This window comes from Micromonospora yongxingensis (assembly GCF_052601155.1).
In genome coordinates, this window is sequence record NZ_JBQXEO010000001.1 from 583577 (window position 1) to 608108 (window position 24532).

Genomic DNA, 24532 nt, shown 5'->3' on the forward strand with positions numbered 1-24532 from the left:
CACGCACCGGCCGGCCACGACCCGTCAGTCGACCCGCAGCCGGTAGCCGCGCTTGACCACGGTCTGCACCACGCGGGGGGCGCGCAGGCCGGCCCGGAGGCGGGCCACGGCCATCTCCACCGCGTGCTCGTCGGCGCCCCGGGGCAGGGTCCGCAGCAGCGCCGTGCGGGACAGCACCCGGCCGGGGGACTGGGCCAGGGCCCGCAGCACCGCCATCGGGGCGGGGGCGAGCGGGCGCAGCTCACCGTCGATCACCGCGGCGTGGCCGCGCAGGGTGAGCAGGTGACCGCCGGCCTTGAGTGTCGTCGTCCGGCGCGGCAGCTCGTCGACGATGGTCCGTACCAGTGCGCCCAGTCGGGCCCGACCCGGCGCGCTGACCGGCACTCCGCGCCGCAGCAGCGGCTCGGCGGTCACCGGACCGACGCAGCTTGCCAGCACGTCGCCGCGGAACGCGGACAGCACGGCCTCGGTCCGGTCCCCGGCCGCCCGCAGCAGCGCCTCGGCCGCCGGCGCCGAGGTGAACGTCACGGCGTCCACCAGCCGGCCGGCGATGAGGTCGACCAGCCGGTGCAGCGGTGCGGGATCGGTCGGGGGAGCCCAGCGGTAGACCGGCACCTCGATCACCGTGGCGCCGGCCGCCTCCAGCGCCAGCGTGCACTCGGGCTGCCGCTCGCCGTGCAGCTGCATGGCGATCACCTGCCCGGCCACGCCGCGCCGGCGCAGGTGGTCGACCACCTCGTCGCAGCTCTCCGAGGTCGGCGACCACTGGTCGTGCAGCCCGGCGGCCCGGATCGCGCCGCGCGCCTTGGGACCCCTGGCCACCACGTACGAGCTGGCCAGCACCGAGCGCAGCGACTCGGCCAGCCCCCAGCCCTCGGCGGCCTCCAGCCAACCGCGCATGCCGATGCCGGTGTTGGCCATCAGGATGTCCGGCGGCTGGTCCAGGCAGGCGCGGGTCGCCTCGCGCAGCTCGGTGTCGTCGGACAGCGGCACGATCCGCAGCGCCGGAGCGAGCACCACCCGGGCGCCCCGCCGCTGCAGCAGCGCGGCCAGTTCGTCGCGCCGCCGGTCGGCGGTCACCCCGATGGTGAAGCCGGCCAGTTCCTCCCGCATCAGTCCTCCTGTCGCAGCCGCACCTCGACCAGCCCGTCCCGGCAGCGCACGGCGTGCCGGGTCACCGACACTCCGGGCAGGTCGAGGCAGCGCCCGGTGCGCAGGTCGTACACCTGCTTGTGCAGCGGTGAGGCGACCGTCGGCACGTCGCCGCGGCTGCCCACGATGCCCCGGGACAGCACGTACGCGCCGCTGACGGGGTCGTGGTTGTCGATGGCGAACAGCCCGTCGGCGGTCCGGAAGAGCGCCACCTGCACGCCGTCGACGAGGGCGGCGACGCCCCGGTCGGCTTCCAACCGGTCGAGCCGGCAGACCGGGGTCCAGGTCAGGGTGCCGTTCACCGCCGCACCTCCGGCAGGCCGAGCGCCACCGGCTGCCGCCGCCGACCGGCTTCGACGGGCTCGCGTTCCCGGCCGCTCCGCTCGTCGCGCGCGGTGGGCGTGCCGCCGCGTGTCGGCACCGGCTGGCCCCGCTCCAGCGCGAAGGTGATCGACGGGTCGGGCACGTCCGGGGCGTTGACGAACGAGGTGAACCGGCGCAGGCGCTCCGGGTCGTCCAGCACGTCCCGCCACTCGTCGGAGTACGACCCGACGTGGTGGGCCATCGCCGCGTCGAGGTCGGCGCAGAGCCCCAGCGAGTCGTCGACGATCACCGCGCGCAGGTGGTCGAGGCCGCCGTCCATGGCCTCGATCCAGGCGGCGGTTCGTTGCAGCCGGTCGGCCGTGCGGATGTAGTAGATCAGGAACCTGTCGATCAGTTGGATCAGCGCGTCCGTGGACAGGTCAGAGGCGAACAGGTCGGCGTGCCGGGGTCGGAAGCCGCCGTTGCCGCCGACGTACAGGTTCCAGCCGGTCTCGGTGGCGATGATGCCGAAGTCCTTGCTGCGCGCCTCGGCGCACTCACGGGCGCACCCGGAGACCGCGGACTTGATCTTGTGTGGGGCGCGCAACCCCCGGTAGCGCAGCTCCAGGGCGACGGCCAGGCCCACCGAGTCCTGCACCCCGTACCGGCACCAGGTCTCGCCGACGCAGGACTTCACCGTGCGCAGCGCCTTGCCGTACGCGTGGCCCGACTCGAAGCCCGCGTCGACCAGCCGCCGCCAGATCTGCGGCAACTGCTCCACCCGGGCCCCGAACAGGTCGATCCGCTGGCCGCCCGTGATTTTCGTGTAGAGCTTGAAGTCCCGGGCCACCTCGCCGATGACGATCAGCTTCTCCGGGGTGATCTCTCCACCGGGGATCCGGGGCACCACCGAGTAGCTGCCGTCGCGTTGCAGGTTCGCCAGGAAGTGGTCGTTGGTGTCCTGCAACGACGCCCGCTCACCGTCGAGCACGTGCCCGGCGCCCAACGAGGCGAGGATCGACGCGACCACCGGCTTGCAGATGTCGCAGCCGCGCCCCCGGCCGTGTTCGGCGACCAGCCGGGAGAAGGTGCGGATGCGGCGTACCCGGACGATCTCGAACAGCTCGCGCCGGCTGGCGTCGAAGTGCTCGCAGAGCGCGGTGGACTGCGCCACCCCGGCCGCGTCGAGGAGTTGCTTCAGCATCGGCACACAGGAACCGCAACTGGTGCCGGCCCTGGTGCACGCCTTCAACGACGGCACGTCCGCGCAGCCACCGGCGATGGCGGCGTCCACGTCGCCCCGGGTCACCGCGTTGCACGAACACACCTGGGCGGTGGCGGGCAGGGCACCGGCGTCCGCGCCGCCGCCGTCCGGCGCGAGCAGCGCCAGCGGGGCGGCCGGCAGGGGACCACCGACGCTGGCCCGCAACGTCGGGTACGCGCTCGCGTCGCCGACCAGCACCCCGCCGAGCAGGGTGCGCGCGTCGTCGGAGAGGACCAGCTTGGCGTAGACCCGGGTGGCGGGGTCGGTGAACGTGACGTCCAGGCAGCCCGGGGTCGTGCCGTGCGCGTCGCCGAACGAGGCCACGTCGACGCCGAGCAGTTTCAGCTTGGTGGCGGTGTCCGCGCCCGGGAAGGTCGCCGCGCCGCCGACCAGGCGGTCCGCCACCACCTCGGCCGTCGCGTATCCCGGAGCGACCAGGCCGTGGCAGGTGCCGTCCACCGCCGCGCACTCGCCGACGGCCCAGATCCGCTCGTCGGCGCTGCGGCAGGTGTCGTCGACCAGCACCCCGCCACGCGGTCCCAGTGTCAGGCCGGCGGCCCGGGCCAGCTCGTCCCGGGGCCGGATGCCGGCGGCCACCACCACCAGTTCCGCGTCGACGGTGCGACCGTCGGAGAGTTCCAGGGCGGCCACGGCGCCGTCGGGGCCGGGCCGGATCGCGGTGGTGGCGACCCCGAGATGGGTCCGTACGCCCAGCTCCTCGACGTACCGGCGGAGCATCGCGCCGCCGGCCGGGTCCACCTGCACCGGCATCAGCCGGGGCGCGAACTCGACCACGTCGGTGCTCAGGCCGAGCAGCCGCAGCGCGTTCGCCGCCTCCAGCCCGAGCAGCCCGCCGCCGATCACCGCACCGGCCCGCCGGCCCCGGGCGTACTCCCGGATCGCCGCCAGGTCGTCGAGCGTGCGGTAGACGAAGACCCCGGGCAGGTCCGCGCCGGGCACCGGTGGCACGAACGGGTACGACCCGGTGGCGAGCACCAGTGCGTCGTACCGGTGCTCGCCGGTGGCCGTGCTGACCACCCGCCGGTCGCGGTCGATCGCGGTGGCCGGTTCGCCGAGGCGCAGCCGTACCCCCTCGTGCGGCGTGTGCAGGTTCAACGCGTCCGCGTCCACGCCGTCGAAGAACGCCGAGAGCCGCACCCGGTCGTATGCCGGGCGGCCCTCCTCGGCGAGCACCGTCACCCGCCACCGTCCGTGCGGGTCGCGGGCGCGTAGGGCGTCCACGAAACGCTGCCCGACCATGCCGTTGCCGATGACGACCAGGTCGCCGTTCATCGCGTCACCTCCACCGAGTCTGCCTGGGAGAGCCAGTCGACGATCCCCGCGACGGCGTCCCGGCAGCCGCCGCAGCCGGTGCCGGCCCGGGTCGCCGCCAGGACGGCGTCGACGCTCCGGGCGCCGGCGCGCCAGCACGTCACCAACGCACCCTTGGTCACGTTGTTGCACTGGCAGACCGTGGCCGCGTCCGGCATCAGCGCGGGGGATGCCGCCGGCGCCGCGACGGCGGCGCCCGATGCCCGGCCCAGCAGCAGTGACCGCCGGTCCGCCGGGACCGGCTGGCCCCGGTCGAAGAGCTGGATCACGGTGCCGACCGCCGGGTTGTCGCCGAGCAGGATCGCGCCGGTCAGCCGCTCGTCGCGGATGCGCAGCCGGGCGTAGGTGCCCCGGGTCGGGTCGATGAACGTCAGTTCCTCGCCCGGCCCGCCGTCGGTGGCGTCGCCCATCGCGGCCAGGTCGATCCCGGCCGCCTTGAGCCGGGTCACCGACGGCCGGGGACGGTACCGGGCCAGCGGGTCCGCTCCGCTGAGCACCTGGGCGAGCACCCGTGCCTGGGCCCAGGCCGGCGCGACCAGCCCGGTGAGGACGCCGTCGTGCTCCGCGCAGTCGCCGATCGCGGAGATCCGCCGGTCGTTGGTGCGCAGCCGGTCGTCCACCACGACGCCACGGCGTACGACCAGGCCGGCTTCGGCGGCGAGTGCGGTGTCGGGGCGTACTCCGCAGGAGAGCACCAGCAGGTCGGCGTGGAGCGAGCGGCCGTCGGCCAGGTCGAGGCGGACGCCGGCGGAATCCGCGGCCACGCCGGTGGCCGGCACGGCCAACTGGATGCGGACACCGAGGCCGGCCAGCGTGCCGGCCAGCACCGCGCCGGCCGCCGGATCGAGCTGACGTTCCATCAGGTGCCCGGTGGGGTGGACCACGGTGGTCGCCAGCCCTCGGGTGGCCAGCCCCCGGGCGGCCTCCAGACCGAGCAGTCCGCCGCCGAGGACCAGCGCGCTGCGCGCGCCGTCGGCGACCGCGAGGATCCGCCGGCAGTCGTCCAGGGTCCGGAACGGCACCACGCGGCGTGGCAGCTCTCCGGAGTCCAGGCCGGGCAGCGGCGGCACCGCCGCTCGGCTGCCGGTGGCCAGCACCAGGTGGTCGTAGCCGATCCGGTCGCCGTCGGAGGTCCGGACCGCCCGGCCGACCCGGTCGATGCCGGTGACCGGCACGCCCGTGCGCAGGTCGGTGCCGTGCCCGGCGGCCTCGGCCAGTTCCACGTCCGCTTCGCCGATCCGGCCGGCCAGCAGGGTGGAGAGCATGATCCGGTTGTACGCCCGGTGCGGTTCGGCCCCGAGCACGGTGACCTTCCGGTCGCCGCCGTGGGCGTGCAGCTCGGTGGCGAGCCGGGCGCCCGCCATCCCGTTGCCGATGATCACCACGCGCTCGGTCATGCCTTCTCCACCCGGACGGCGCAGATCTTGAACTCCGGCATGCCGGAGATCGGGTCCACGGCGTCGTTGGTGACGGAGTTGGCCCGGGCGGGGCCCGACCAGTGGAACGGCGCGAAGACCGTGTCCGGCCGGATGGTCGGGCTGAGCCGGGCCGGCGCCCGCAGGTCACCCCGCCGCGAGGTGACCCGTACCGGGTCGCCGTCGTCGATGCCGAGCCGGGCGGCCAGGTCGGGGTGCAGCTCGACGAAGGCGCCCGGGGCGGCCCGGCGCAGCGCGTCCACCCGGCGGGTCTGGGTGCCGGACTGGTACTGGGCGAGCACGCGACCGGTGGTGAAGTGCAGCGGGTAGTCGGCGCAGACCGGCTCGGCGGCGGGGCGGTGGTCCACCGGATGGAACCGGGCCCGTCCGTCCGGGGTGGCGAACCGGTCGGTGAAGAGCCGGGGGGTGTCCGGCCCGTCCTCGGTGGGGCAGGGCCAGAAGACGCCGTCGGCGTCGTCGATCCGGGACCAGCTGATCCCGGCGTAGTCCGCCGGCCCTCCGGCGGAGGCCCGCCGCAGCTCCGCGAAGACGGCGGCCGGGTCGGTCGGGAACCGGGCCGCAGCGGTGGCGACCGGGTCCGCGGCGGCCGGTTGCGTGGCCGGTTCGGCGGCGGCCAACCGGGCTGCCAGGTCGGCGAGGATGGCCAGGTCGGTACGGACTCCGGACGGGGGCTGGCGGAGCGCCCGGCGGCGCAGGACCCGGCCCTCCAGATTGGTCATCGTGCCGTCCTCCTCGGCCCACTGCGCGGTGGGCAGCACCACGTCGGCCAGCGCGGCGGTCTCGGAGAGCAACAGATCGGCCACGACCAGCAGGTCGAGCCCGCGCAGCCGGCCCTCGACCCGGGCGGCCCGAGGCGCGGACACCACCGGGTTGGAGCCGAACACCAGCAGCGCCCGTGGCCCGTCCGGAGTGCCGAGCGAGTCGAGCAACTGGTACGCCGGCACGCCCGGGCCGGGCAGCTCGTCGGCCGGTACGCCCCAGACACCGGCGACGTGCTCCCGCGCGACGGGGTCGTCGATGCGCCGGTACCCGGGCAGCTGGTCGGCCTTCTGCCCGTGCTCCCGTCCACCCTGGCCGTTGCCCTGGCCGGTGAGGCAGCCGTACCCGGAGCCGGGGCGGCCGGGCAGGCCCAGGGCGAGGGCGAGGTTGACGTACGCCGTGACGGTGTCCACGCCCTTGGCGTGCTGTTCGGCCCCGCGAGCGGTGAGGATGACCGCCCGCCCGGCGGTGCCGAGGGCCCGGCCGGTCGCCTCCAGGTCGGCCACCGGCACACCGGAGAGCTGTTCGGCGCGGGCCGGCCACCAGGCCGCCACGCTGCGCCGCACCGCCGGGAAGCCGGTGGTCCGCTCGGCCACGTACGCCTGGTCGATCCAACCCTCGGTGAGCGCGATGTGCAGCAGCGCGTTGGCCACCGCGAGGTCGGTGCCCGGCAGTGGTTGCAGGTGCAGGTCGGCCTGGCGGGCGGTGGCGGTGGCCCGGGGGTCGACCACGATGAGTTGGCCGCCGTTGCGGCGCTGCTCGGTCAGCCAGCGGACCATCGGTGGCATGGTCTCCGCCGGGTTGGCGCCGACCAGCAGCACGGTGTCGGCCCGGGCCAGGTCGGCCAGGGGGAACGGCAGTCCGCGGTCGACGCCGAAGGCGCGCAGCCCGGCGGCCGCGGCGGAGGACATGCAGAACCGTCCGTTGTAGTCGATGTGCCGGGTGCGCAGCGCGATCCGGGCGAACTTCCCCAGCGTGTACGCCTTCTCGTTGGTCAGCCCACCGCCGCCGAACACGGCGACCGCGTCCCGGCCGGACTCGCGCTGGATGGCACGGATGCCGGTGACGATCCGGTCGAGCGCGGCGTCCCAGGTCGCGGGGCGCAGCTCGCCGGTGTGCGGGTCGCGCAGAAGCGGGGTGGTCAGCCGCTCCGGGTGGTCGAGCAGCTCGGCGGCGGTCCAGCCCTTCTGGCAGAGCCCGCCCCGGTTGGTGGGGAACTGGCGGGGAAGCACCGTCACCGCGCCGGCGTCCTCGCGCAGCACCATCCCGCACTGCAGGGCGCAGTACGGGCAGTGCGTCGCGACCTCCCGGGGTGGACGCCCCGGTCGCGTTGCCAACCGCGCACCGTCTGTCATGTCGGGAAAGCGTGCCGTCGGGCGGTTTCCGGTCCGGGTCCCTTCTGTTTCGGTCCTGTCAAGTGGGCCTCACACCGCACCGGGGCAGGGGGAGCGGTCGCGGGACGGCACCCTGGCCTAGAATATGAGAAAACTGTCTCAACTGTTGGGAGAGTGCGATGAGTGTGGCGGACGCGTTCGACGCGGTGGCCGGCAGCTACGACGAGGCCCGCCGACGGCTGGTGCCCTGCTTCGACGCCTTCTACGGCACCGCCGTGCAGGTGGCCACGCCACCACTGCGCGCCGCGCTCGCCGCCGGTCGTACCCCGGAGGTGCTGGACCTGGGCGCCGGCACCGGCCTGCTCTCGCTGCTGCTCGCCGCCGCCGTGCCGGGGGTGCGGCTGACCCTTGTGGACGCCGCTCCGGCGATGCTCGCCCGCGCCGCCGACGAGCTGGACGCCCGGTCCGTGCCGCACCGCACGGTGCGGGCCGACCTGGCCGACCCGCTGCCGGCCGGCCGGTACGACGCGGTGGTCAGCGCGCTGGCGATCCACCACCTGGACGACGCCGGCAAGCGTGCTCTCTACCGGCGGGCAGCCGCCGCGCTGGCGCCCGGCGGGGTGTTCGTCAACGCCGAGCAGGTCGCCGGCCCGACGCCGGCCCTCGACCGGCGCTACGACGAGGTGTGGACCACGCGGATCACCGAGCTGGGCTCGGACCCGGCCGAGATCGCGGCCGCCCGGGAGCGGATGCGACACGACCGGCCGGCGACCGTGGCCGACCAGTGCCGGTGGCTCACCGAGGCCGGCCTGGTCGACGTCGACTGCTTCTTCAAGGAGTGGCGTTTCGCGGTGTTCGGCGGCCGGGCCTGACGGTGACGACGGGCCGGTGCCGGAAACATCACCGGAGTGCCTTTCGACGCCTACGGTGGGCTGACGGCATTCATGGATGACTGACAGTCATACCGCTGGGTAGTCTCAGCGGCATGACTGCCAAGGTGACCCTGTCGTTCACAGACGAGACGATCGAGGAGGCCAGGCGGTTCGCCAAGCGCGAGGGGCTGTCGCTCTCCGCGTGGATGGACCAGGCCGCCCGCGAGAAGGCACTGCGCGAGGTCTTCACCGCGCACGCCGCCGCCGTGGGCCGCGCCGGTCTGGACCTGGAATCCGCCGCCCTCGCCGATGCCCGCGAGGTGGGCATGGTCGACGACCTGCTCTTCCGCGGCCGGCCGCGTGCTGCGTAGAGGTGAGATCTGGCGCATCGAGGGCGCTCGGGAACGCCTCGGACTCGTGATCAGCTCGGACGTCTACAACTCCACCGACGTGCCCATCGTGATCGTGGTGGAGGTGGTCGAGGAGTCGCTGCTGCGCGACTCTCCGCTCGCGGTGTCGATGGGCCGGTACGTGGTGATGCCCGACCGGCTCTCCTCCCCGATGAAGAAGTGGTTCACCGACTGCGTGGACGTCGCCGACACCGACACCATGCTCCGCGTCGGCCGCGCGCTGCGCATCCTCCAGCAGCTCTGAGCGCCGCCGCCGCTGCCCGCCCGGCCCCGTCCGCACGCCAGCCTCACCACCGCCGCCGGGCCGCGGTGCGGCCCCCGTTTCCCCACCGACCCGCGACGGGCACTGCCCGGTAACCCGGTGTTCCTAGCGTTCCCCCTGGTCACATCGACGAGGAGGAGCCACCGTGAGCACCCTCACCAGCACCGCAGTCACCACCGCGCCGCCGGCCGCCGCCGGACGCGGGCGCGAGCTCGACGACTGGCGCCCCGAGGACCCCGACTTCTGGCGGACGACCGGCGCGCCGATCGCCCGGCGCAACCTCTGGGTCTCGATCTTCGCCGAGCACGTCGGCTTCTCGGTGTGGAGCCTCTGGTCGGTGACCGTTCTCTTCCTCGGTCCCGAGTACGGCATCGACCCGGCCGGCAAGTTCCTGCTCACCGCCGTGCCGGCCGCGCTGGGCGCGGTGCTGCGACTGCCGTACACGCTGGCCGTGGCCCGCTTCGGCGGACGGCGGTGGACGACCGTCAGCGCCCTTCTGCTGCTGGTGCCCACCGTGCCGATGGCGATACTGCTCGAACCGGGGGTGTCGTACGCGACCCTGATGGTGCTGGCCTGCCTGACCGGGGTCGGCGGCGGCAACTTCGCCTCCTCGATGGCGAACATCAACCTGTTCTATCCACAGCGGCTCAAGGGTCGGGCCCTCGGGCTCAACGCCGGCGGCGGCAACCTGGGCGTGCCGGCGGTACAGCTGGTCGGGCTGGCGGTGCTGGCCACCGCCGGGGCCGCGTACCCCCGGCTGGTGCCGGCGGTCTACCTGCCGCTGATCGTGCTGGCCGCCCTGGCGGCGACCCGCTGGCTGGACACCGTCCCCGGCGCCCGCAACGAGCCCGGTGCGCTGCGCGAGGCGGCCCGCGACCCGCACACCTGGGTCATGTCTCTGCTGTACATCGGCACCTTCGGGTCGTTCATCGGGTTCGGCTTCGCCTTCGGCCAGGTGCTCCAGCTCCAGTTCGCCGAACGCTTTCCCACCCCGGTCGACGCCGCCTGGCTGACGTTCCTCGGCCCGCTGATCGGCTCACTGATCCGGCCGCTGGGCGGGCACCTCGCCGACCGGCTGGGCGGGGCGCGGGTGACCTTCTGGAACTTCGTGGCGATGGCGGCCGGCGCGGGGGTCGTCCTCTACGCGGCCCGGGAGCACTCGTTCGGGCTCTACCTGACCGGGTTCCTCGCGCTGTTCGTCTTCTCCGGAGTCGGCAACGGCTCCACGTACAAGATGATCCCGGCGATCTTCCGGGCCCGGGCGGCGAGCGCGGTGGCCGACGGCCGGTCCGACCCGGAGGCGGCCGCGCGCCGGGCGCGGCGGATGACCGGCGCGCTCATCGGCATCGCGGGCGCGGTGGGCGCCTCCGGTGGGGTCCTGGTCAACGTCGCGTTCCGCCAGTCGTTCCTCACCTCCGGCACCGCCGACGCCGCCTACCTCGCGTTCATCGGGTGGTACGCGCTCTGTTTCGCGGTGACCTGGTTCGTCTACCGCCGACCGGGGCCGGCCCGGCTGGCCGGCGTGTGACCTGTGCCATGATGGTGGCGCCGGCGCGCGCGGCCGTACCCCCGTTTTGACCTGCCGATGGGGCGCCGGGTATCGTTGCCTGCTGTTGTACGACATCCAGAGGCGTGCCCTATCAGGTACGCTTGGTCGTTCGTGCGCGCTGGTCCGGCCTGCAAGATCTGGTCACCTCGGCGCGCGACCCCAGACCGACGACGAGACAAGGTAGACCTGTGCGTACGTACAGCCCGAAGCCGGGTGAGATCGAGCGTCAGTGGCACGTCATCGACGCCTCTGATGTCGTGCTGGGCCGCCTGGCCACCCACGCCGCCACGTTGCTGCGTGGTAAGCACAAGCCGACTTTCGCGCCGCACGTCGACACGGGCGACTTCGTCGTCATCGTGAACGCGGGCAAGGTTGCGCTGACCGGCAACAAGCGCCAGACCAAGGTCGCTTACCGCCACTCCGGTTACCCGGGTGGCCTGAAGCAGGTCGGCTACGACGAGCTGCTGACCAAGCGCCCCGAGCGGGCCATCGAGCTGGCTGTGAAGGGGATGCTCCCGCACAACAAGCTCGGCCGTCAGCTGATCAAGAAGCTGAAGGTCTACGCCGGCGCCGAGCACCCGCACCTCGCGCAGCAGCCGGTGCCGTTCGAGATCAAGCAGATCGCGCAGTGAGCGCGGGCGAAGGAAGCAGCATGACCGACATCACCGAGACGACCGAGGTTGCCCCCGAGGCCACCGAGGCCACCGAGGCCACCGAGGCGCCGGCGCCCGTCGCCCGCGCGCCTCGTGGTGACCGGCCGATCCAGACCGTGGGCCGCCGCAAGGAGGCCATCGTCCGGGTCCGTATCGTCCCGGGCACCGGCAAGATCACCTGCAACGGCCAGGACCTCGAGGCCTACTTCCCGAGCAAGGTGCACCAGCAGCTCATCAAGGACCCGCTGGTCACCGCCGAGAAGCTCGAGCAGTTCGACGTCATCGCCAACCTGCGTGGCGGCGGCACCACCGGGCAGGCCGGCGCGCTCCGACTGGGCATCGCCCGCGCGCTGATCGTGAACGAGCCGGACGACCGGCCGGCCCTGAAGAAGGCCGGCTTCCTCACCCGGGACGCCCGGGTCAAGGAGAGCAAGAAGTACGGCCTCAAGAAGGCCCGTAAGGCTCCCCAGTACTCGAAGCGCTGATCTTCGCCAGCGCGTTGTACTTCTGACGGACGGCCGGTCCGCCTCCCCTCGAGCGGGGAGGTGGGCCGGCCGTTCCGCTTTCTCCTCATCGGCAGTTTCATCGGAGGTTGGCGGGTATGGGTCGGTTGTTCGGCACGGACGGCGTACGCGGGCGGGCGAACGCGGATCTCACCCCCGAGTTGGCACTCGCGCTCGCGGTGGCCGCCGCGCACACACTCGCGGAGACGGACCGCAGCCATCCGCCACTCGCCGTCGTCGGCCGGGACACCCGGGCCAGCGGCGAGATGCTGGAGGCCGCCGTGGTGGCCGGGCTGACCAGCGCCGGCGCCAACGTCGTGCGGGTCGGCGTCCTGCCCACCCCGGCGGTGGCGTACCTCACCGCAGAGGCCAAGGCCGACCTGGGCGTCATGCTCTCCGCGTCCCACAACCCGATGCCGGACAACGGCATCAAGCTCTTCGCCGCCGGTGGGCACAAGCTGCCCGACGAGATCGAGATGCAGATCGAGGCGGCCGTCGAGACGAACGCCACCACCGCGTGGGACCGGCCGGTCGGCGCCGGCGTCGGCCGGGTGCACGACCTGCTCGACGGCGCGGACCACTACGTCCAGCACCTGGTCGGCACGGTGCCGCACCGGCTCGAAGGAATCAAGGTCGTGGTCGACTGCGCCAACGGCGCCGCCGCCGAGGTCGCCCCGGTCGCCTACCGGGAGGCCGGCGCGGAGGTCATCGCGATCCACGCCGAGCCGGACGGGCTCAACATCAACGACGACTGCGGCTCGAACCACATCGACGCGCTGCGCGAGGCCGTGGTCGAGCACGGCGCCCACCTGGGCATCGCCCACGACGGTGACGCGGACCGCTGCGTGGCGGTCACCGCCGACGGCGACGAGGTCGACGGCGACCAGGTGATGGCGATCCTCGCCCTGGCCATGCGGGACGCCGGCACGCTCACCCGGGACACCCTGGTCGCCACCGTGATGAGCAACCTCGGGCTGCGGCTGGCCATGTCCGCGCAGGGCATCCGGCTGATCGAGACCAAGGTCGGCGACCGGTACGTGCTGGAGGAGCTGCGCGGCTCCGGCCTGGCGCTCGGCGGCGAGCAGAGCGGCCACATCGTCATGCCCGCCCACGCCACCACCGGCGACGGGGTGCTCACCGGCCTGCACCTGATGGCCCGGATGGCGGCCACCGGCCAGTCCCTGGCCGAGCTGGCCTCGGTGGTCACCAAGCTGCCCCAGGTGCTCATCAACGTGCCGGTCGGCGACCGGACCGTCGGCGCCAACGCGCCGGCCGTCCGCGCCGAGGCCGAGCGGGCCGAGGCCGAGCTGGGCGAGACCGGTCGGGTGCTGCTGCGCCCGTCGGGCACCGAGCCGCTGGTCCGGGTGATGGTCGAGGCCGCCACCGAGCAGACCGCCCGGTCTGTCGCCGAGCGCATCGCCGAGCAGGTCCGCACCGCCAGCCCCACGGCGTAACCACCGGCCACCCTCCACCCGCCCCCGTACGCGGGGCGGGTGGGTTGTCAGGAGGTCGAGAGTCGGCGGAGGCGGGTCACCGCTTCGGTCAGGACCTCGGGGCGCTTGCAGAAGGCGAAACGGATCAACCGCCGGCCCGCCTCGGCGTCGTCGTAGAAGACCTGGGTGGGCACCGCCACCACACCGCAGCGCTCCGGCAGCGAGCGGCAGAACTCCACCCCGTCCCGGCCGCCGAGGGCCGTGACGTCGGCCGTGACGAAGTACGTCCCCTCCGGTGCGAGCACGTCGAAGCCGGCGTCGGTGAGACCGCCGACGAGCTGGTCGCGTCGCTGCTGGAGCCCGTCCCGGAAGCCGGTGAAGTAGTCGTCCGGCAGGGCCAGCGCCACGGCGACCGCCGGTTGCAGCGGTGCGGCGTTGACGAAGGTGAGGAACTGCTTCACCCGCAACACCGCCGAGACCAGCGCCGCTGGACCGCTGACCCAGCCGACCTTCCAACCGGTGCAGGAGAACGTCTTGCCCGCCGACGAGATGCGCAACGTGCGCTCCCGCATGCCGGGCAGGCCGGCCAGCGGCACGTGCGGGCTCGCCGCGTCGGTGAAGACCAGGTGCTCGTACACCTCGTCGGTGACCGCGTACGCGCCGTGTTCCTGGCACAGCTCGGCGATCAGCGCCAGCTCGGCCGGCGTGAAGACCTTGCCCGTCGGGTTGTGCGGCGAGTTGAGCAGCACCAGCCGGGTACGCGGCCCGAACGCGGCCCGTAGCGCGGCCGGGTCGAAGGCGTACCGACCGTCCACGGCGGGACGCAGGGTGACCGGCCGCCGGACCGCGCCGGCCAGCGCGACCGAGGCGGCGTACGAGTCGTAGTACGGCTCGAAGCACACCACCTCGTCGCCCGGCTCGCAGAGGGCGAGGATGCTGGCCGCGACCGCCTCGGTCGCCCCGGCGGTGATCACGATCTCGCCGTCCGGGTCGTACACCAGGTCGTGGAACCGCTGCTGGTGGGCCGAGACCGCCGCGCGCAGGGCGCGGATCCCCGGCCCGGGCGGGTACTGGTTCTGCCCGCCACGCAGCGCCTCGGCCGCGGCGGCCAGCATCTCCGGTGGGCCGTCGGTGTCCGGAAAGCCCTGCCCGAGGTTGACCGCGCCGGTCCGTACGGCGAGGGCGGACATCTCGGCGAAGATCGTCGTGCCGAACGGCCGCATCCGGGCCACCAGCGGGTCGACATCGGTGCTCGTCGTCACCTGCGCCAGCCTACGGGCACCCACCGGTCGCAACCCAGCCTCACTCGGGCCTGCAGGTGGTCATCCAGTACCCCCCGGGTCCTGTCGACCACCGGGCTGCCGCTGCCGGTCATGGTGAGCGTGCAGTCGAGCGGGCCGTTGTTGTCGATGTCGGACCAGATGGCCTCCACCATCACCCGGCTCTGGCCGTTGGTCCGGATGGTGGTGCGCCAGGGCAGCTTCGCGCGGTCGACGTGGATGAGGTCGCTCTCGGCGTCGTAGTGCGAGATGTCCGCCTCCCCGTTTCCGGTGATCTCGTAGACCACGGTCACGGGCGCCGGCCCCGACGTCGGTCGGGTGATCGGCTTCTTGCTGGGTGTCGGTGCGGTGGTGGTCGGTGCGGTGGTCGGCGGGGACCAGCGGTCGTCGTCGAAGGGACCATCGTCGTACGGGTCTTCGGCGACCGGGCCCGGGGCCAACAGGCCGATCAGCGGGCCGGCCGCGCAGAGGCAGCCGCAGAGGGCGAGGGTGACCGCCGCGACGACCGCGACGACGATCGCGACCACCCGGCCGTTGCCGCCCGACGGGGGACCGCCCTGCGGATACCCGGGGTAGAGGTAGGGCGGCGGGTAGCCGGGTGGCGGCCAGCCGGACGGTAGTTGGCCGGCGGGCGCCCAGCCCGGCGGTGGATAGCCGGCAGGAGACGGGTCGGGGCCGGTCGACGGGGGCAGCGGCCCGGGCGTCGCCGGCCCGGGCGTCCACGGGGGCGGTGGTGCCCAGGGTCGGCCGGGGGCCAGCGGGTCGGGCGCCGGATACGCGCCCGACGAGGTCCAGTCGGATGTCGGGTTCGTCGGCTGGCTGCCCGCGGCAGACGGGTCCGAGGGCTGCGTCGGGTCCGGGGGTTGCGTCGGGGACGGATCGGGCGGGGACGCGTCGGACATGGCTGCTCCGGACGAGAGGGGGTATGGGACGAACGGGCCAGGGAAGGGACGCGCCGCACCCGCCGAGAGACTGTCGCACCCGCAGGCCCGTCCGCAACCCCGTCGCCCCGGGGCGGTGCGACGGGGCCGGAAACTCGTCCCCGTTGCGACCTGGTAGCCACCGATCGCTCAGATCCAGTGATTGTTTAGCCGACTTTCGAGCAACCATGGTGAGCGAAACTGGGTTAGGCTGCGGGCCATGTGTGGAATCGTGGGATACGCGGGCGCGCGCCCCGCACTCGGCATCGTGCTCGACGGGCTGCGGCGGTTGGAATACCGCGGCTACGACTCGGCGGGCGTCGCGATCGTCTGCGACGACCAACTGCTGACCGAGAAGAAGTCCGGCAAGCTTGCCAACCTGGAGAAGGTGCTCTCCGAGCGGGCCGCCGACGATCCGACGTCCTGCGCGGCGAGCCCGATCGGCATCGGTGACGGCACCACCGGCATCGGGCACACCCGCTGGGCCACCCACGGCGGCCCGACGGACCGCAACGCCCACCCGCACCTCGCCCCCGACGGCCGGGTCGCGGTGATCCACAACGGCATCATCGAGAACTTCGCCAAGCTCCGCGCCGAGCTCGAGGACGACGGCGTCCAGTTCACCAGCGACACCGACACCGAGTGCGCCGCGCACCTGCTCTCCGCCGCTCTGGCCGACCTGCGCGCCGCCGGCCAGTCGGACAGCCCGCACCTGCTCGCTGCCGCCATGCGGGTGGTCTGCCAGCGGCTGGAGGGCGCGTTCACGCTGCTCGCCGTCGACGCCAGCATCCCCGGCGCGGTCGTCGGCGCCCGGCGCAACTCGCCGCTGGTGGTCGGTCGCGGCGAGGGGGAGAACTACCTGGCCAGCGACGTCGCCGCGTTCATCGAGCACACCCGGGAAGCGGTCGAGCTGGGTCAGGACCAGATCGTCCTGATCACCGGTGACAGCATCGAGATCACCGACTTCGACGGCCAGCCCGCCGCCGGCAAGGACTTCCACATCGACTGGGATTCCTCGGCCGCCGAGAAGGGCGGCTACGACTACTTCATGCTCAAGGAGATCGCGGAGCAGCCGCAGGCGATCGCCGACACACTGCTCGGCCGGCTCACCGAGACCGGTGAGATCGCCCTGGACGAGGTCCGCCTCAGCGACCAGGACCTGCGCGACGTCGACAAGATTTTCATCGTGGCCTGCGGCACCTCCTACCACGCCGGGATGGTGGCGAAGTACGCCATCGAGCACTGGACCCGGATCCCCTGCGAGGTGGAGCTGGCCAGCGAGTTCCGCTACCGCGACCCGGTGCTCGACCGCTCCACGCTCATCGTGGTCATCTCGCAGTCCGGCGAGACCATGGACACCCTGATGGCGCTGCGCCACGCCAAGGAGCAGAAGGCCCGGGTGCTGGCCATCTGCAACACCAACGGCTCCACCATCCCCCGCGAGTCCGACGCCGTGCTCTACACCCACGGTGGCCCGGAGATCGCCGTCGCCTCCACCAAGGCGTTCCTCACCCAGCTCGTCGCCTGCTACCTGATCGGCCTGCACCTGGCCCAGGTACGCGGCATCAAGTTCGCCGACGAGGTGGGCGCGGTGGTGGCCCAGCTCCAGGAGATGCCGGGCAAGCTGCGCGAGCTGCTGGACCGGATCGAGCCGGTCCGCGAGCTGGCCCGCGAGCTGAAGTCCGAGCCGACCATCCTGTTCATCGGTCGGCACGTCGGCTACCCGGTGGCCCTGGAGGGTGCGCTGAAGCTCAAGGAGCTGGCGTACATGCACGCCGAGGGCTTCGCCGCCGGTGAGTTGAAGCACGGCCCGATCTCGCTGATCGACGAGGGCACACCGGTGATCTGCGTGGTGCCCTCACCGGTCGGCCGGGGCATGCTGCACGACAAGGTCGTCTCCAACATCCAGGAGGTCCGGGCGCGCGGCGCGCGGACCATCGTGATCGCGGAGGAGGGCGACGAGGCCGTCGTCCGGTACGCCGACGACCTGATCTACGTGCCGCGTACACCGACGCTGCTGGCCCCGCTGGTGACCACGGTGCCGTTGCAGGTGCTCGCCGCCGAGATCGCCGCCGCCCGGGGTCACGACGTGGACCAGCCCCGCAACCTGGCCAAGTCGGTCACCGTCGAGTAGCCATCCGTCGAGGTTCTGAGCCCCGGTCGCCGCACCCGCGGTGGCCGGGGCCTCGTCGTGGGGCGGGCGGACACCGGCTGCGCGGCTGTCGCCCTCAGCGGCCGAGCACGACACGGGCCATGCCGTCGAGGGCCGGATTGCCCGGGTCCCAGTAGCCGGCGTGCCCGCGCCGGTCGCTGGGGAAGACCCGCCCGCCGAACCCGGGATCGGCCGGATCGTGGCCGAACCACAGCTCGTGCCCCGTACGGTCGGGCCAGCCCAGCACGGTGGCGAGCGGAGCCGCGCCGAGCAGCGCCCGCCGGGCCAGCTCGTCGGCGGGCCGGGCCAGCCGGATCACGTCGTCGGGGGCGCTGCTGGCCCAGACCTGCCCGGGCGGCACACCCAGCTCGGCGGCGTGCGTCGCGCCGACCCCGGGCGAACCGACGAAGACCAGCGCATCGGCGGCCAACCCGTGCTCCCGGGCCGCCGTGCCCACCACCAGCGAGCCGTAGCTGTGCCCGAGGACGGTCTGCCGTGCCGGCGGCCCCTCGTGGCTGACCCGCAGCCCCTCCTGGAAACGGTGCAACGCCGGCCCGGCATCCCGGGCCTGGTCGGCCGAGGCCGCCTCGGGCAGGAAGTCCGGTGCGTCGTAGTCGAGCCAGAGCACCGCCGAGCTGCGTTCACCCGGGGCGAGCGCGGCGCACCGGTCCAGGACCCGCGCCGCCCTGCTCAACTCGCCGGGAGCGTCGTCCAACCCGGCCGTCATCCCCGGCACGTAGGTCAGCACCCGGTCGGCGTGGTCCGGGTCGCCGAGCGCCACCACCGCCCGCCCCTCACCGGCCGGGTCCAGCCCGAGCAGGTACGCCCGCGGCTCCCCGGCCGCCGCCAGCCGCCCGGTCAGCGTGTCCAGACCGGCCAGCCGCGCCGCCACCGCGCGCAGCCGCACCGACGCCGCCGGCCCCGGCGGCACCCGGGCCAGCAGCCGCCGGCGCTCGGCCAGCAACTCCTCGCGCCAGGCACCGAGACGCAGCCGGTTGGCCTGGTCGCGGGCGGCCACCGGCACCCCGTCCAGCCGGCCGACCAGGGCCGGCTCGTGCCCGACCAGCCACCGTCGCTGCGCCGGCGTCAACCCGGACCACCAGGCCCGGACCAGCGCGGGAGCGGCACCGGGAGCCGGCCGGCCGGGCGGTGGCGGGGACGCCCAACCGGACCCGGCGGCCCGGGCCAGCTCGTCCAACCGGTCGGCAGCGGTGCGGTCGGCCGCGCCGGCCCGGTCGAGCGCGTCCCGCAGCGCCGCCGCCACCCTCGCCGCCGCCGCGCCGGCCCGCTCGGTCGGCCGGAGCCGGGTCGGATCAACGTGCACCCCGCCCGTCCGGTCCACCACCAGACCGGCCGCGTCGGCCAGGGCGACCGCCTCACCGAGCCGCGCCTTCGCCACCACCAGCCGGCCGGCCAGCTCGGCGAGCACCTGGTCGGCCTCGATCAGGGCTGGCGCGACCGAGGTCAGCTCGTCGCGCAGGCCGACGAGCCGGGCGTCCGCCGCCGTGGCGGCCGCACCGGACCAGCCGCCCCGCAGCCGCCCGGCGGCCCCACCCACCTCGCCGGCACGCCGCTCGACCGGCCCGGTCAACCCCGCCCAGGCAGCCCCCGCGGCCCGCCACCCGGCCGGATCGGCGGCCCAGAGCTGCCGGTAGCCGACGGTGGTCACCGGGGAATTCCGGCGAACCGGCCGGCGGCCCGGTCGTCGACCGTCTCGTACGCCTCCGCCGCCGCCCGGACCCCACCGGCGGTCGCCGCCACCCGGGCGCCCAGCCGGCAGAGCCAGGCGTGGCCGGCCGCCTCCAGCCCGGCCAGGGCGGCGGCGGCCCGCCAGCCCGGCGCCGGCACCAGCAGCCCGGGCACCCCGGCCAGGCCCAGCGCCAGACGGTGCGCCTCACCGTCGAGCGCGACGGCCACGGCGCGCAGCTCCTCCGGTTGAACGGTGAACGGCTCCTCGGTCATGACCACACCCCCGTGGACGATCGACATCGACGCGCCGACGCTAGGCGTGGCAGGGGCGGCCGGGAGTTCCCTGTGGACAGCCGGCGGCGGGCGTACCCCGGCCTGTCCACAGGCGTTGTCCACCGCGGTCCCGACGGCTAATCTGCCGCCTCCACCGCCGGTAGGGTGGTCTGGTGATCGTCGCTGTCGGCATCGACGTCGTCCTGGTGGACCGGTTCGCCCGGGCACTGGCGCGGACGCCGCTGCTCGCCGACCGGCTCTTCACCGAGGCCGAGCGGCACACCAGCTCCGGCAGCCCGCGCTCACCGGAATCGCTCGCCGCCCGCTTCGCCGCCAAGGAGGCCGTCGCCAAGGCGCTCGGCGCGCCGGCTGGGCTGAGCTGGCACGACTGCGAGATCGTGCCCGACCCGGACGGCCGCCCCTGGCTGACGGTCACCGGCACGGTCGCGGCGGTGGCGGTCGAGCGTGGGGTCAACCACTGGCATCTCTCGTTGTCGCACGACGGCGGGATCGCGTCGGCGATGGTGGTCGCGGAACGATGACGTCGGCCGGGTGGGCCGTCGCGGCCCGCCCGAGAAACGGATTGGGACACGCATGAGACCGGTGTGGCGGGTGGCCGACGTACGGGCGGCCGAGGCGGGGCTGATGGGCACGCTGCCGGAGGGCACGCTGATGCAGCGGGCCGCCGCCGGGTTGGCCCGCCGGGCCGCGCTGCTGCTCGCCGAGCGCGGCGGGCTGTACGGCGGGCGGGTCCTGCTGCTGGTCGGCTCCGGTGACAACGGCGGCGACGCGCTGTACGCCGGGGAGCGGCTGGCCCGCCGGGGCGTCGCCGTGACCGCCCTGCTGCTCACCCCCGGGCGGGCGCACGCCGCCGGGCTGGCCGCGCTGCGGGCCGCCGGCGGCCGGCTGGTGGACCGACCGGTCGGGCCGGTGGACGTGGTCCTCGACGGCATCGTCGGCATCGGCGGCAGTGGTGGCCTGCGGACGAACGCCGACGAGGTGGTGCAGCGGCTCGGTGAGCTGCACGGGCGGGACGGCCGTCGGGCCACCGTGCTGGCGGTCGACGTGCCGAGCGGGGTGGCGGTGGACACCGGGCACGTGCCGCTGGCCGCGTCCGGCCGGCCCACCGCGGTCCGCGCCGACGTGACGGTGACCTTCGGCGCACTGAAGCCCGCCCTGGTCGTGGGGCCGGCCGCCGTCCTGGCCGGCCACGTGGAGCTGGTCGACATCGGGTTGCGGCCGTGGCTGCGGGGCACCCCGGCGTTGCGGGTCACCGAGTGGTCCGACCTGGTCGACTGGTGGCCGAGGCTCGGTCCGGCGTCGGAGAAGTACACCCGGGGCGTGGTCGGCGTGGCCACCGGCTCGGCGGTCTACCCGGGCGCGGCGGTGCTCTCCGTCGGTGGGGCGCTGGCCGGGCCGACCGGCATGGTCCGCTACGCCGGCGGCGCCCGGGCGGAGGTGCTGCACCAGCACCCCTCGGTGATCGCCACCGGGCGGGTCGCCGAGGCGGGCCGGGTGCAGGCCTGGGTCTGCGGCTCCGGGTTGGGCACCGGTGAGGATGCGGCCGCCGAGCTGCGCGCCGTGCTCGCCGCACCGGTGCCGGTGGTGCTCGACGCCGACGCGCTGACGCTGCTCGTGGACGGTTCGCTCGCCGACCGGCTGCGCGGCCGGGACGCGCCGATCGTGGTCACGCCGCACGACCGGGAGTTCAGCCGGCTCTGCGGGGAGGAACCCGGCGCCGACCGGGTCGGCGCGGCACTGCGGCTGGCCGCCTGGATGAACGCGGTGGTGCTGCTCAAGGGGGACCGCACGGTGATCGCCACCCCGGACGGCCGGGCGTACGTCAACCCGACCGGCACCTCGGCGCTGGCCACCGGCGGCACCGGTGACGTTCTGGCCGGGCTGCTCGGCTCGCTGCTGGCGGCCGGCCTGCCCCCCGAGCGGGCGGCGGCCGCGGCGGCGTACCTGCACGGCCTGGCGGGCCGGGAGGCGGCTCGCGGCGGGCCGGTGACCGCGCCGGACGTGGCGACGGCCCTGCGCCCGGTCATCGCCCGGTTGGGCTGAACATGCCGGTATCGAGTTGGCCGACCGGATCGGCGGTAGGGACGTGCGTCGCCGCCCACGGTGATCACGGCGGAAAGTAGGCTTGGTGCATGTGGCAGGCCGAGGTACGCGTCGATCTTGACGCGATCCGTGCGAACGTGAGCCGACTCCGCGCCGGCACCACCGCCGAGCTGATGGCGGTGGTCAAGGCCGACGGGTACGGCCACGGCATGCTCCCGGCCGCCCGCGCGGCACTCGACGCCGGAGCGGACTGGCTCGGTGTCTGCACCCTCGACGAGGCGCTCACCCTGCGCCGGGCCGGCGTGACCGCGCCGGTGCTGGCCTGGCTCCTCGCTCCCGGGCTGCCGCTGCACGAGGGCGTCAGCGCCGGGGTGGACCTGGCCGCCGCCAGCCTGGCGCAACTGGACGAGATGATCGAGGCCAGCCGGCGCGCCGAGCGCCCGGCCCGGCTGCACCTGAAGATCGACACCGGGTTGTCCCGGGGCGGGGCGACCGTCGCCGACTGGCCGGCGCTGCTGGACGCCGCCGCCAAGGCGCAGGCCGACGGCCTGATCGAGGTGGTCGGCGTGTGGAGCCACTTCGTGTACGCGGACATGCCCGGCCACCCCACCACGGACCGGCAGTTGGCCGTCTTCCACGAGGGGCTGGCGATGGTCGAGAAGGCCGGCCTGCGCCCGCGCTGGCGGCACCTGGCCAACTCCGCGGCCACCCTGACCCGTCCGGACACCCACTTCGACCTGGTCCGCCCCGGGCTGGCCATCTACGGGCTCTCCCCGGTGGCCGGCGAGACGTACGGGCTGCGGCCGGCGATGACCGCGCGAGCCCGGGTGATGCTCAGCAAGCGGGTGCCGGCCGGCACCGGTGTCTCCTACGGGCACACCTACACGACCGAGACCGACGCGAACCTGGCCGTGGTGCCGCTCGGGTACGCCGACGGGGTGCCCCGCCACGCGTCCAACAGTGGGCCGGTGCAGCTCGCCGGCGCGCGGCGGACCATCTCCGGGCGGGTCTGCATGGATCAGTTCGTGCTCGACTGCGGCGACGACCCGGTGGCCGACGGCGACGTGGCGACGCTCTTCGGCAGCGGCGCCGACGGCGAGCCGACCGCCGACGACTGGGCCGAGGCGGTCGGCACGATCAACTACGAGATCGTCACCCGGTTCGGCAGCACGCGGGTGCCGAGGGTCTATGACGGTGAGCGGCCGTGAGCGCGAGGAGTGAGCCGGGGTTGCGAGCCCCGCAGTCGCGAACCGGGATCGCGCCGTGAGCGCGTACCGCATTCCCCGCCCGCGGACGGCGGCCGGCAAGGTCGCCGGTCTGGTCGGTGCCGCGGTCGGCGTGGCCGCGGCCGGCCTGGCCGCGGGCGTCGCGACCGAGCGCACCCTGGTCCGCCGGCTCAAGGCCGACCCGACCGACCGCTACGCGCACGAGATGTTCGGCGAGCAGCGGTACGACGACGCGTTCCGGCTGGAGCTGCCGGACGGCACGGACATCCACGTCGAGGTGGTCGAGCCGACCCGGCCGGTGCCGGGGCACCCGACGGTGGTGCTGGTGCACGGCTTCTGCCTGGATATGGGCACGTTCCACTTCCAGCGCAAGATGCTCGCCGCGCGCGGCGACTACCGGATCGTGGCGTACGACCAGCCCGGTCACGGCCGGTCGGGGCGGCTGGAGACCGGCGAGTACGACCTCGCGGTGCTCGGCCGGACCCTGCGTCGGGTGATCGACGAGACCGCCCCGGAGGGTCCGCTGGTGCTGGTGGGCCACTCGATGGGCGGCATGACCATCATGGCGTTCGCCGAGTTGTTCCCGGAGCTGTTCGGTGACCGGGTGGTGGGCACGGTGCTGATGGCCACGTCGGGCGGGTTGGTCGCGGAGACGAAGCTCGTGGCACCGGCGCTGCTCGGCCGGGTCGGCGGTCCGGTGCTGTTCATGGTCAGCAACGCCACCCGGTACGGCGGGCCGGTGATCGACAGGGCGCGCAAGTCGACGTCGAACGTCGCCTGGCTGCTCACCCGCAAGTACGGCTTCGGCACCCGCAAGCCCAGCCCGGCGCTGGTGTCCTACGTGGAGACGATGAACTCCCGGACGTCGGCCGACACGGTGACCCGCTACCTGCGGACCCTGGCCACCCACTCGCGTTTCCCGGCGCTCGCGGCCTTGGCGGCCACGCCGGTGCTCGTGGTGGTCGGCGACAAGGACATGATCACTCCGGTGACCCACTCCGAGGAGATCGTCCGGCGGCTGCCGCACGCCGAGTTCGTGAAGATCCAGGACAGCGGGCACGTGGTGATGCTGGAGCATGCGGACGAGGTCAACGCCGCGCTGGCGCGGTTCCTCGAGTCATTGCAGAGCGTGGAGGAACGGTGAGTCACGTCGTCAAGTTGTCGACCGTCGAGGACACCCGGGAGTTCGGTCGCCGGCTGGCCGGGCTGCTGCGCGCCGGTGACCTGGTGCTGTTGACCGGCCCGTTGGGCGCCGGCAAGACCGCGCTGACCCAGGGCATCGGCGCCGGGCTCGGGGTGCTCGGGGACGTCACCTCGCCGACGTTCGTGATCGCCCGGGTGCACCGACCGGACCCGACCCGTGGCGGTCGGGTGGCCCTGGTGCACGCCGACGCGTACCGGCTGGGCGACGCCACCGATCCGCGCGCCGAGATCGACGACCTGGACCTGGACGCCTCGGTCGACGAGTCGGTGACGGTGGTCGAGTGGGGCGAGGGGCTGGTGGAGCAGCTGGTCGACGCGCATCTGCGGGTCCGCATCGACCGCCGCGACGACGACACCCGCGTCGTGGAGTTGGACCCGGTCGGTGGCGACTGGGCCCGGCGGTTGGCCGAACTGGGTTAGGCCGGCGGGCCGCTGTCGTACCCGATGCCTAGAGTGCGGGGGT

At 74.1% G+C, this 24532-nt stretch carries 22 protein-coding genes; 13 read left to right on the top strand and 9 right to left on the bottom strand.

The features are described from left to right. Positions 1-24 precede the first annotated feature (24 nt). Genes ACTWLT_RS02835 through ACTWLT_RS02855 form a run of 5 tightly spaced genes read right to left on the bottom strand, consistent with a single transcriptional unit; the run spans position 25 to position 7601 of the window. Entirely contained in the window at positions 25-1113 is a 1089-nt protein-coding gene (locus tag ACTWLT_RS02835; RefSeq protein WP_252418897.1) for a uroporphyrinogen-III synthase, read from the bottom strand. Continuing rightward, positions 1113-1454, bottom strand: a complete 342-nt coding sequence (gene nirD / locus ACTWLT_RS02840; protein ID WP_445316981.1) for a nitrite reductase small subunit NirD — start codon at positions 1452-1454, stop codon at positions 1113-1115. Before nirD ends, ACTWLT_RS02835 begins: the two co-directional genes overlap by 1 nt. Then, the gene (nirB, locus tag ACTWLT_RS02845; protein WP_445316982.1) at positions 1451-4012 is read right to left on the bottom strand and encodes a nitrite reductase large subunit NirB; all 2562 of its coding nucleotides are present in this window, start codon (positions 4010-4012) and stop codon (positions 1451-1453) included. Before nirB ends, nirD begins: the two co-directional genes overlap by 4 nt. Beyond that, a complete protein-coding gene (locus ACTWLT_RS02850; protein WP_445316983.1) occupies positions 4009-5448 on the bottom strand; it encodes an FAD-dependent oxidoreductase in 1440 nt (479 codons plus the stop codon). Before ACTWLT_RS02850 ends, nirB begins: the two co-directional genes overlap by 4 nt. Then, positions 5445-7601 (bottom strand): molybdopterin oxidoreductase family protein, encoded by a 2157-nt coding sequence (locus tag ACTWLT_RS02855; RefSeq protein WP_510182476.1) that lies wholly within the window; start codon positions 7599-7601, stop codon positions 5445-5447. Before ACTWLT_RS02855 ends, ACTWLT_RS02850 begins: the two co-directional genes overlap by 4 nt. A gap of 158 nt (positions 7602-7759) precedes the next feature. Between ACTWLT_RS02855 and ACTWLT_RS02860 the strand changes: the two genes are divergently transcribed. The 7 genes from ACTWLT_RS02860 to glmM all read left to right on the top strand — a co-directional run bounded on the left by ACTWLT_RS02860 (position 7760) and on the right by glmM (position 13283). Then, positions 7760-8452: a class I SAM-dependent methyltransferase gene (locus ACTWLT_RS02860; RefSeq protein WP_445316984.1), complete on the top strand. Its 693-nt coding sequence runs from the start codon at positions 7760-7762 to the stop codon at positions 8450-8452. Positions 8453-8565: 113 nt separating this feature from the next. Then, complete coding sequence (locus tag ACTWLT_RS02865; protein WP_252418902.1) at positions 8566-8823, top strand: DUF6364 family protein; 258 nt, start codon at positions 8566-8568, stop codon at positions 8821-8823. Then, positions 8762-9106 (top strand): hypothetical protein, encoded by a 345-nt coding sequence (locus tag ACTWLT_RS02870; protein WP_252418903.1) that lies wholly within the window; start codon positions 8762-8764, stop codon positions 9104-9106. The genes ACTWLT_RS02865 and ACTWLT_RS02870 overlap by 62 nt, the downstream gene beginning before the upstream one ends. Before the next feature lie 163 nt (positions 9107-9269). Then, positions 9270-10652 carry a nitrate/nitrite transporter gene (locus ACTWLT_RS02875; RefSeq protein ID WP_445316985.1) on the top strand — a complete coding sequence of 461 codons (1383 nt, stop codon included), beginning with the start codon at positions 9270-9272 and terminating at the stop codon, positions 10650-10652. A gap of 209 nt (positions 10653-10861) precedes the next feature. Next, the gene (gene rplM, locus ACTWLT_RS02880; protein WP_007465158.1) at positions 10862-11305 is read left to right on the top strand and encodes a 50S ribosomal protein L13; all 444 of its coding nucleotides are present in this window, start codon (positions 10862-10864) and stop codon (positions 11303-11305) included. Between the two features lie 20 nt (positions 11306-11325). Next, a complete protein-coding gene (rpsI, locus tag ACTWLT_RS02885) occupies positions 11326-11811 on the top strand; it encodes a 30S ribosomal protein S9 (RefSeq protein WP_445316986.1) in 486 nt (161 codons plus the stop codon). Between the two features lie 116 nt (positions 11812-11927). Next, the gene (gene glmM, locus ACTWLT_RS02890) at positions 11928-13283 is read left to right on the top strand and encodes a phosphoglucosamine mutase (protein WP_445316987.1); all 1356 of its coding nucleotides are present in this window, start codon (positions 11928-11930) and stop codon (positions 13281-13283) included. A 47-nt stretch (positions 13284-13330) separates the two neighbouring features. Here the strand turns inward: glmM and ACTWLT_RS02895 are convergent, their stop codons facing one another. Further along, a complete protein-coding gene (locus ACTWLT_RS02895) occupies positions 13331-14524 on the bottom strand; it encodes a pyridoxal phosphate-dependent aminotransferase (protein ID WP_445316988.1) in 1194 nt (397 codons plus the stop codon). Next, positions 14521-15444, bottom strand: a complete 924-nt coding sequence (locus ACTWLT_RS02900; protein ID WP_445316989.1) for an MmpS family transport accessory protein — start codon at positions 15442-15444, stop codon at positions 14521-14523. Before ACTWLT_RS02900 ends, ACTWLT_RS02895 begins: the two co-directional genes overlap by 4 nt. A 238-nt stretch (positions 15445-15682) precedes the next feature. On the opposite strand from ACTWLT_RS02900, the gene glmS reads away from it, so the two are divergent. Further along, entirely contained in the window at positions 15683-17596 is a 1914-nt protein-coding gene (gene glmS, locus ACTWLT_RS02905) for a glutamine--fructose-6-phosphate transaminase (isomerizing) (RefSeq protein ID WP_445316990.1), read from the top strand. A gap of 94 nt (positions 17597-17690) precedes the next feature. Here the strand turns inward: glmS and ACTWLT_RS02910 are convergent, their stop codons facing one another. Both ACTWLT_RS02910 and ACTWLT_RS02915 read right to left on the bottom strand, forming a co-directional pair. Next, positions 17691-19283 (bottom strand): alpha/beta hydrolase, encoded by a 1593-nt coding sequence (locus tag ACTWLT_RS02910; RefSeq protein WP_445316991.1) that lies wholly within the window; start codon positions 19281-19283, stop codon positions 17691-17693. After that, on the bottom strand, positions 19280-19576 hold the full coding sequence (locus ACTWLT_RS02915) for a hypothetical protein (RefSeq protein ID WP_445316992.1): 297 nt from the start codon (positions 19574-19576) through the stop codon (positions 19280-19282). The genes ACTWLT_RS02910 and ACTWLT_RS02915 overlap by 4 nt, the downstream gene beginning before the upstream one ends. Positions 19577-19749: 173 nt before the next feature. Between ACTWLT_RS02915 and ACTWLT_RS02920 the strand changes: the two genes are divergently transcribed. From ACTWLT_RS02920 to tsaE, 5 genes are all read left to right on the top strand, one after another. Further along, the gene (locus ACTWLT_RS02920; protein WP_445316993.1) at positions 19750-20118 is read left to right on the top strand and encodes a holo-ACP synthase; all 369 of its coding nucleotides are present in this window, start codon (positions 19750-19752) and stop codon (positions 20116-20118) included. 52 nt (positions 20119-20170) lie between these two features. Continuing rightward, entirely contained in the window at positions 20171-21640 is a 1470-nt protein-coding gene (locus tag ACTWLT_RS02925) for an NAD(P)H-hydrate dehydratase (protein WP_445316994.1), read from the top strand. 89 nt (positions 21641-21729) lie between these two features. Then, positions 21730-22848 (top strand): alanine racemase, encoded by a 1119-nt coding sequence (gene alr, locus ACTWLT_RS02930; protein ID WP_445316995.1) that lies wholly within the window; start codon positions 21730-21732, stop codon positions 22846-22848. A gap of 55 nt (positions 22849-22903) precedes the next feature. Beyond that, entirely contained in the window at positions 22904-24010 is a 1107-nt protein-coding gene (locus ACTWLT_RS02935) for an alpha/beta fold hydrolase (protein ID WP_445316996.1), read from the top strand. Further along, entirely contained in the window at positions 24007-24489 is a 483-nt protein-coding gene (gene tsaE / locus ACTWLT_RS02940; RefSeq protein ID WP_445316997.1) for a tRNA (adenosine(37)-N6)-threonylcarbamoyltransferase complex ATPase subunit type 1 TsaE, read from the top strand. The genes ACTWLT_RS02935 and tsaE overlap by 4 nt, the downstream gene beginning before the upstream one ends. Positions 24490-24532: the final 43 nt, after the last annotated feature.

Excerpts from the sequence above, each read along its gene's own strand:
- ACTWLT_RS02835 (WP_252418897.1), bottom strand. The coding sequence starts at position 1,113 with ATGCGGGAGGAACTGGCCGGCTTCACCATCGGGGTGACCGCCGACCGG.
- nirB (WP_445316982.1), bottom strand. The coding sequence starts at position 4,012 with ATGAACGGCGACCTGGTCGTCATCGGCAACGGCATGGTCGGGCAGCGT.
- ACTWLT_RS02850 (WP_445316983.1), bottom strand. The coding sequence starts at position 5,448 with ATGACCGAGCGCGTGGTGATCATCGGCAACGGGATGGCGGGCGCCCGG.
- ACTWLT_RS02855 (WP_510182476.1), bottom strand. The coding sequence starts at position 7,601 with ATGACAGACGGTGCGCGGTTGGCAACGCGACCGGGGCGTCCACCCCGG.
- ACTWLT_RS02860 (WP_445316984.1), top strand. The coding sequence starts at position 7,760 with ATGAGTGTGGCGGACGCGTTCGACGCGGTGGCCGGCAGCTACGACGAG.
- ACTWLT_RS02865 (WP_252418902.1), top strand. The coding sequence starts at position 8,566 with ATGACTGCCAAGGTGACCCTGTCGTTCACAGACGAGACGATCGAGGAG.
- ACTWLT_RS02870 (WP_252418903.1), top strand. The coding sequence starts at position 8,762 with ATGCCCGCGAGGTGGGCATGGTCGACGACCTGCTCTTCCGCGGCCGGC.
- rpsI (WP_445316986.1), top strand. The coding sequence starts at position 11,326 with ATGACCGACATCACCGAGACGACCGAGGTTGCCCCCGAGGCCACCGAG.
- glmM (WP_445316987.1), top strand. The coding sequence starts at position 11,928 with ATGGGTCGGTTGTTCGGCACGGACGGCGTACGCGGGCGGGCGAACGCG.
- ACTWLT_RS02900 (WP_445316989.1), bottom strand. The coding sequence starts at position 15,444 with ATGTCCGACGCGTCCCCGCCCGATCCGTCCCCGACGCAACCCCCGGAC.
- glmS (WP_445316990.1), top strand. The coding sequence starts at position 15,683 with ATGTGTGGAATCGTGGGATACGCGGGCGCGCGCCCCGCACTCGGCATC.
- ACTWLT_RS02915 (WP_445316992.1), bottom strand. The coding sequence starts at position 19,576 with ATGACCGAGGAGCCGTTCACCGTTCAACCGGAGGAGCTGCGCGCCGTG.
- ACTWLT_RS02925 (WP_445316994.1), top strand. The coding sequence starts at position 20,171 with ATGAGACCGGTGTGGCGGGTGGCCGACGTACGGGCGGCCGAGGCGGGG.
- alr (WP_445316995.1), top strand. The coding sequence starts at position 21,730 with ATGTGGCAGGCCGAGGTACGCGTCGATCTTGACGCGATCCGTGCGAAC.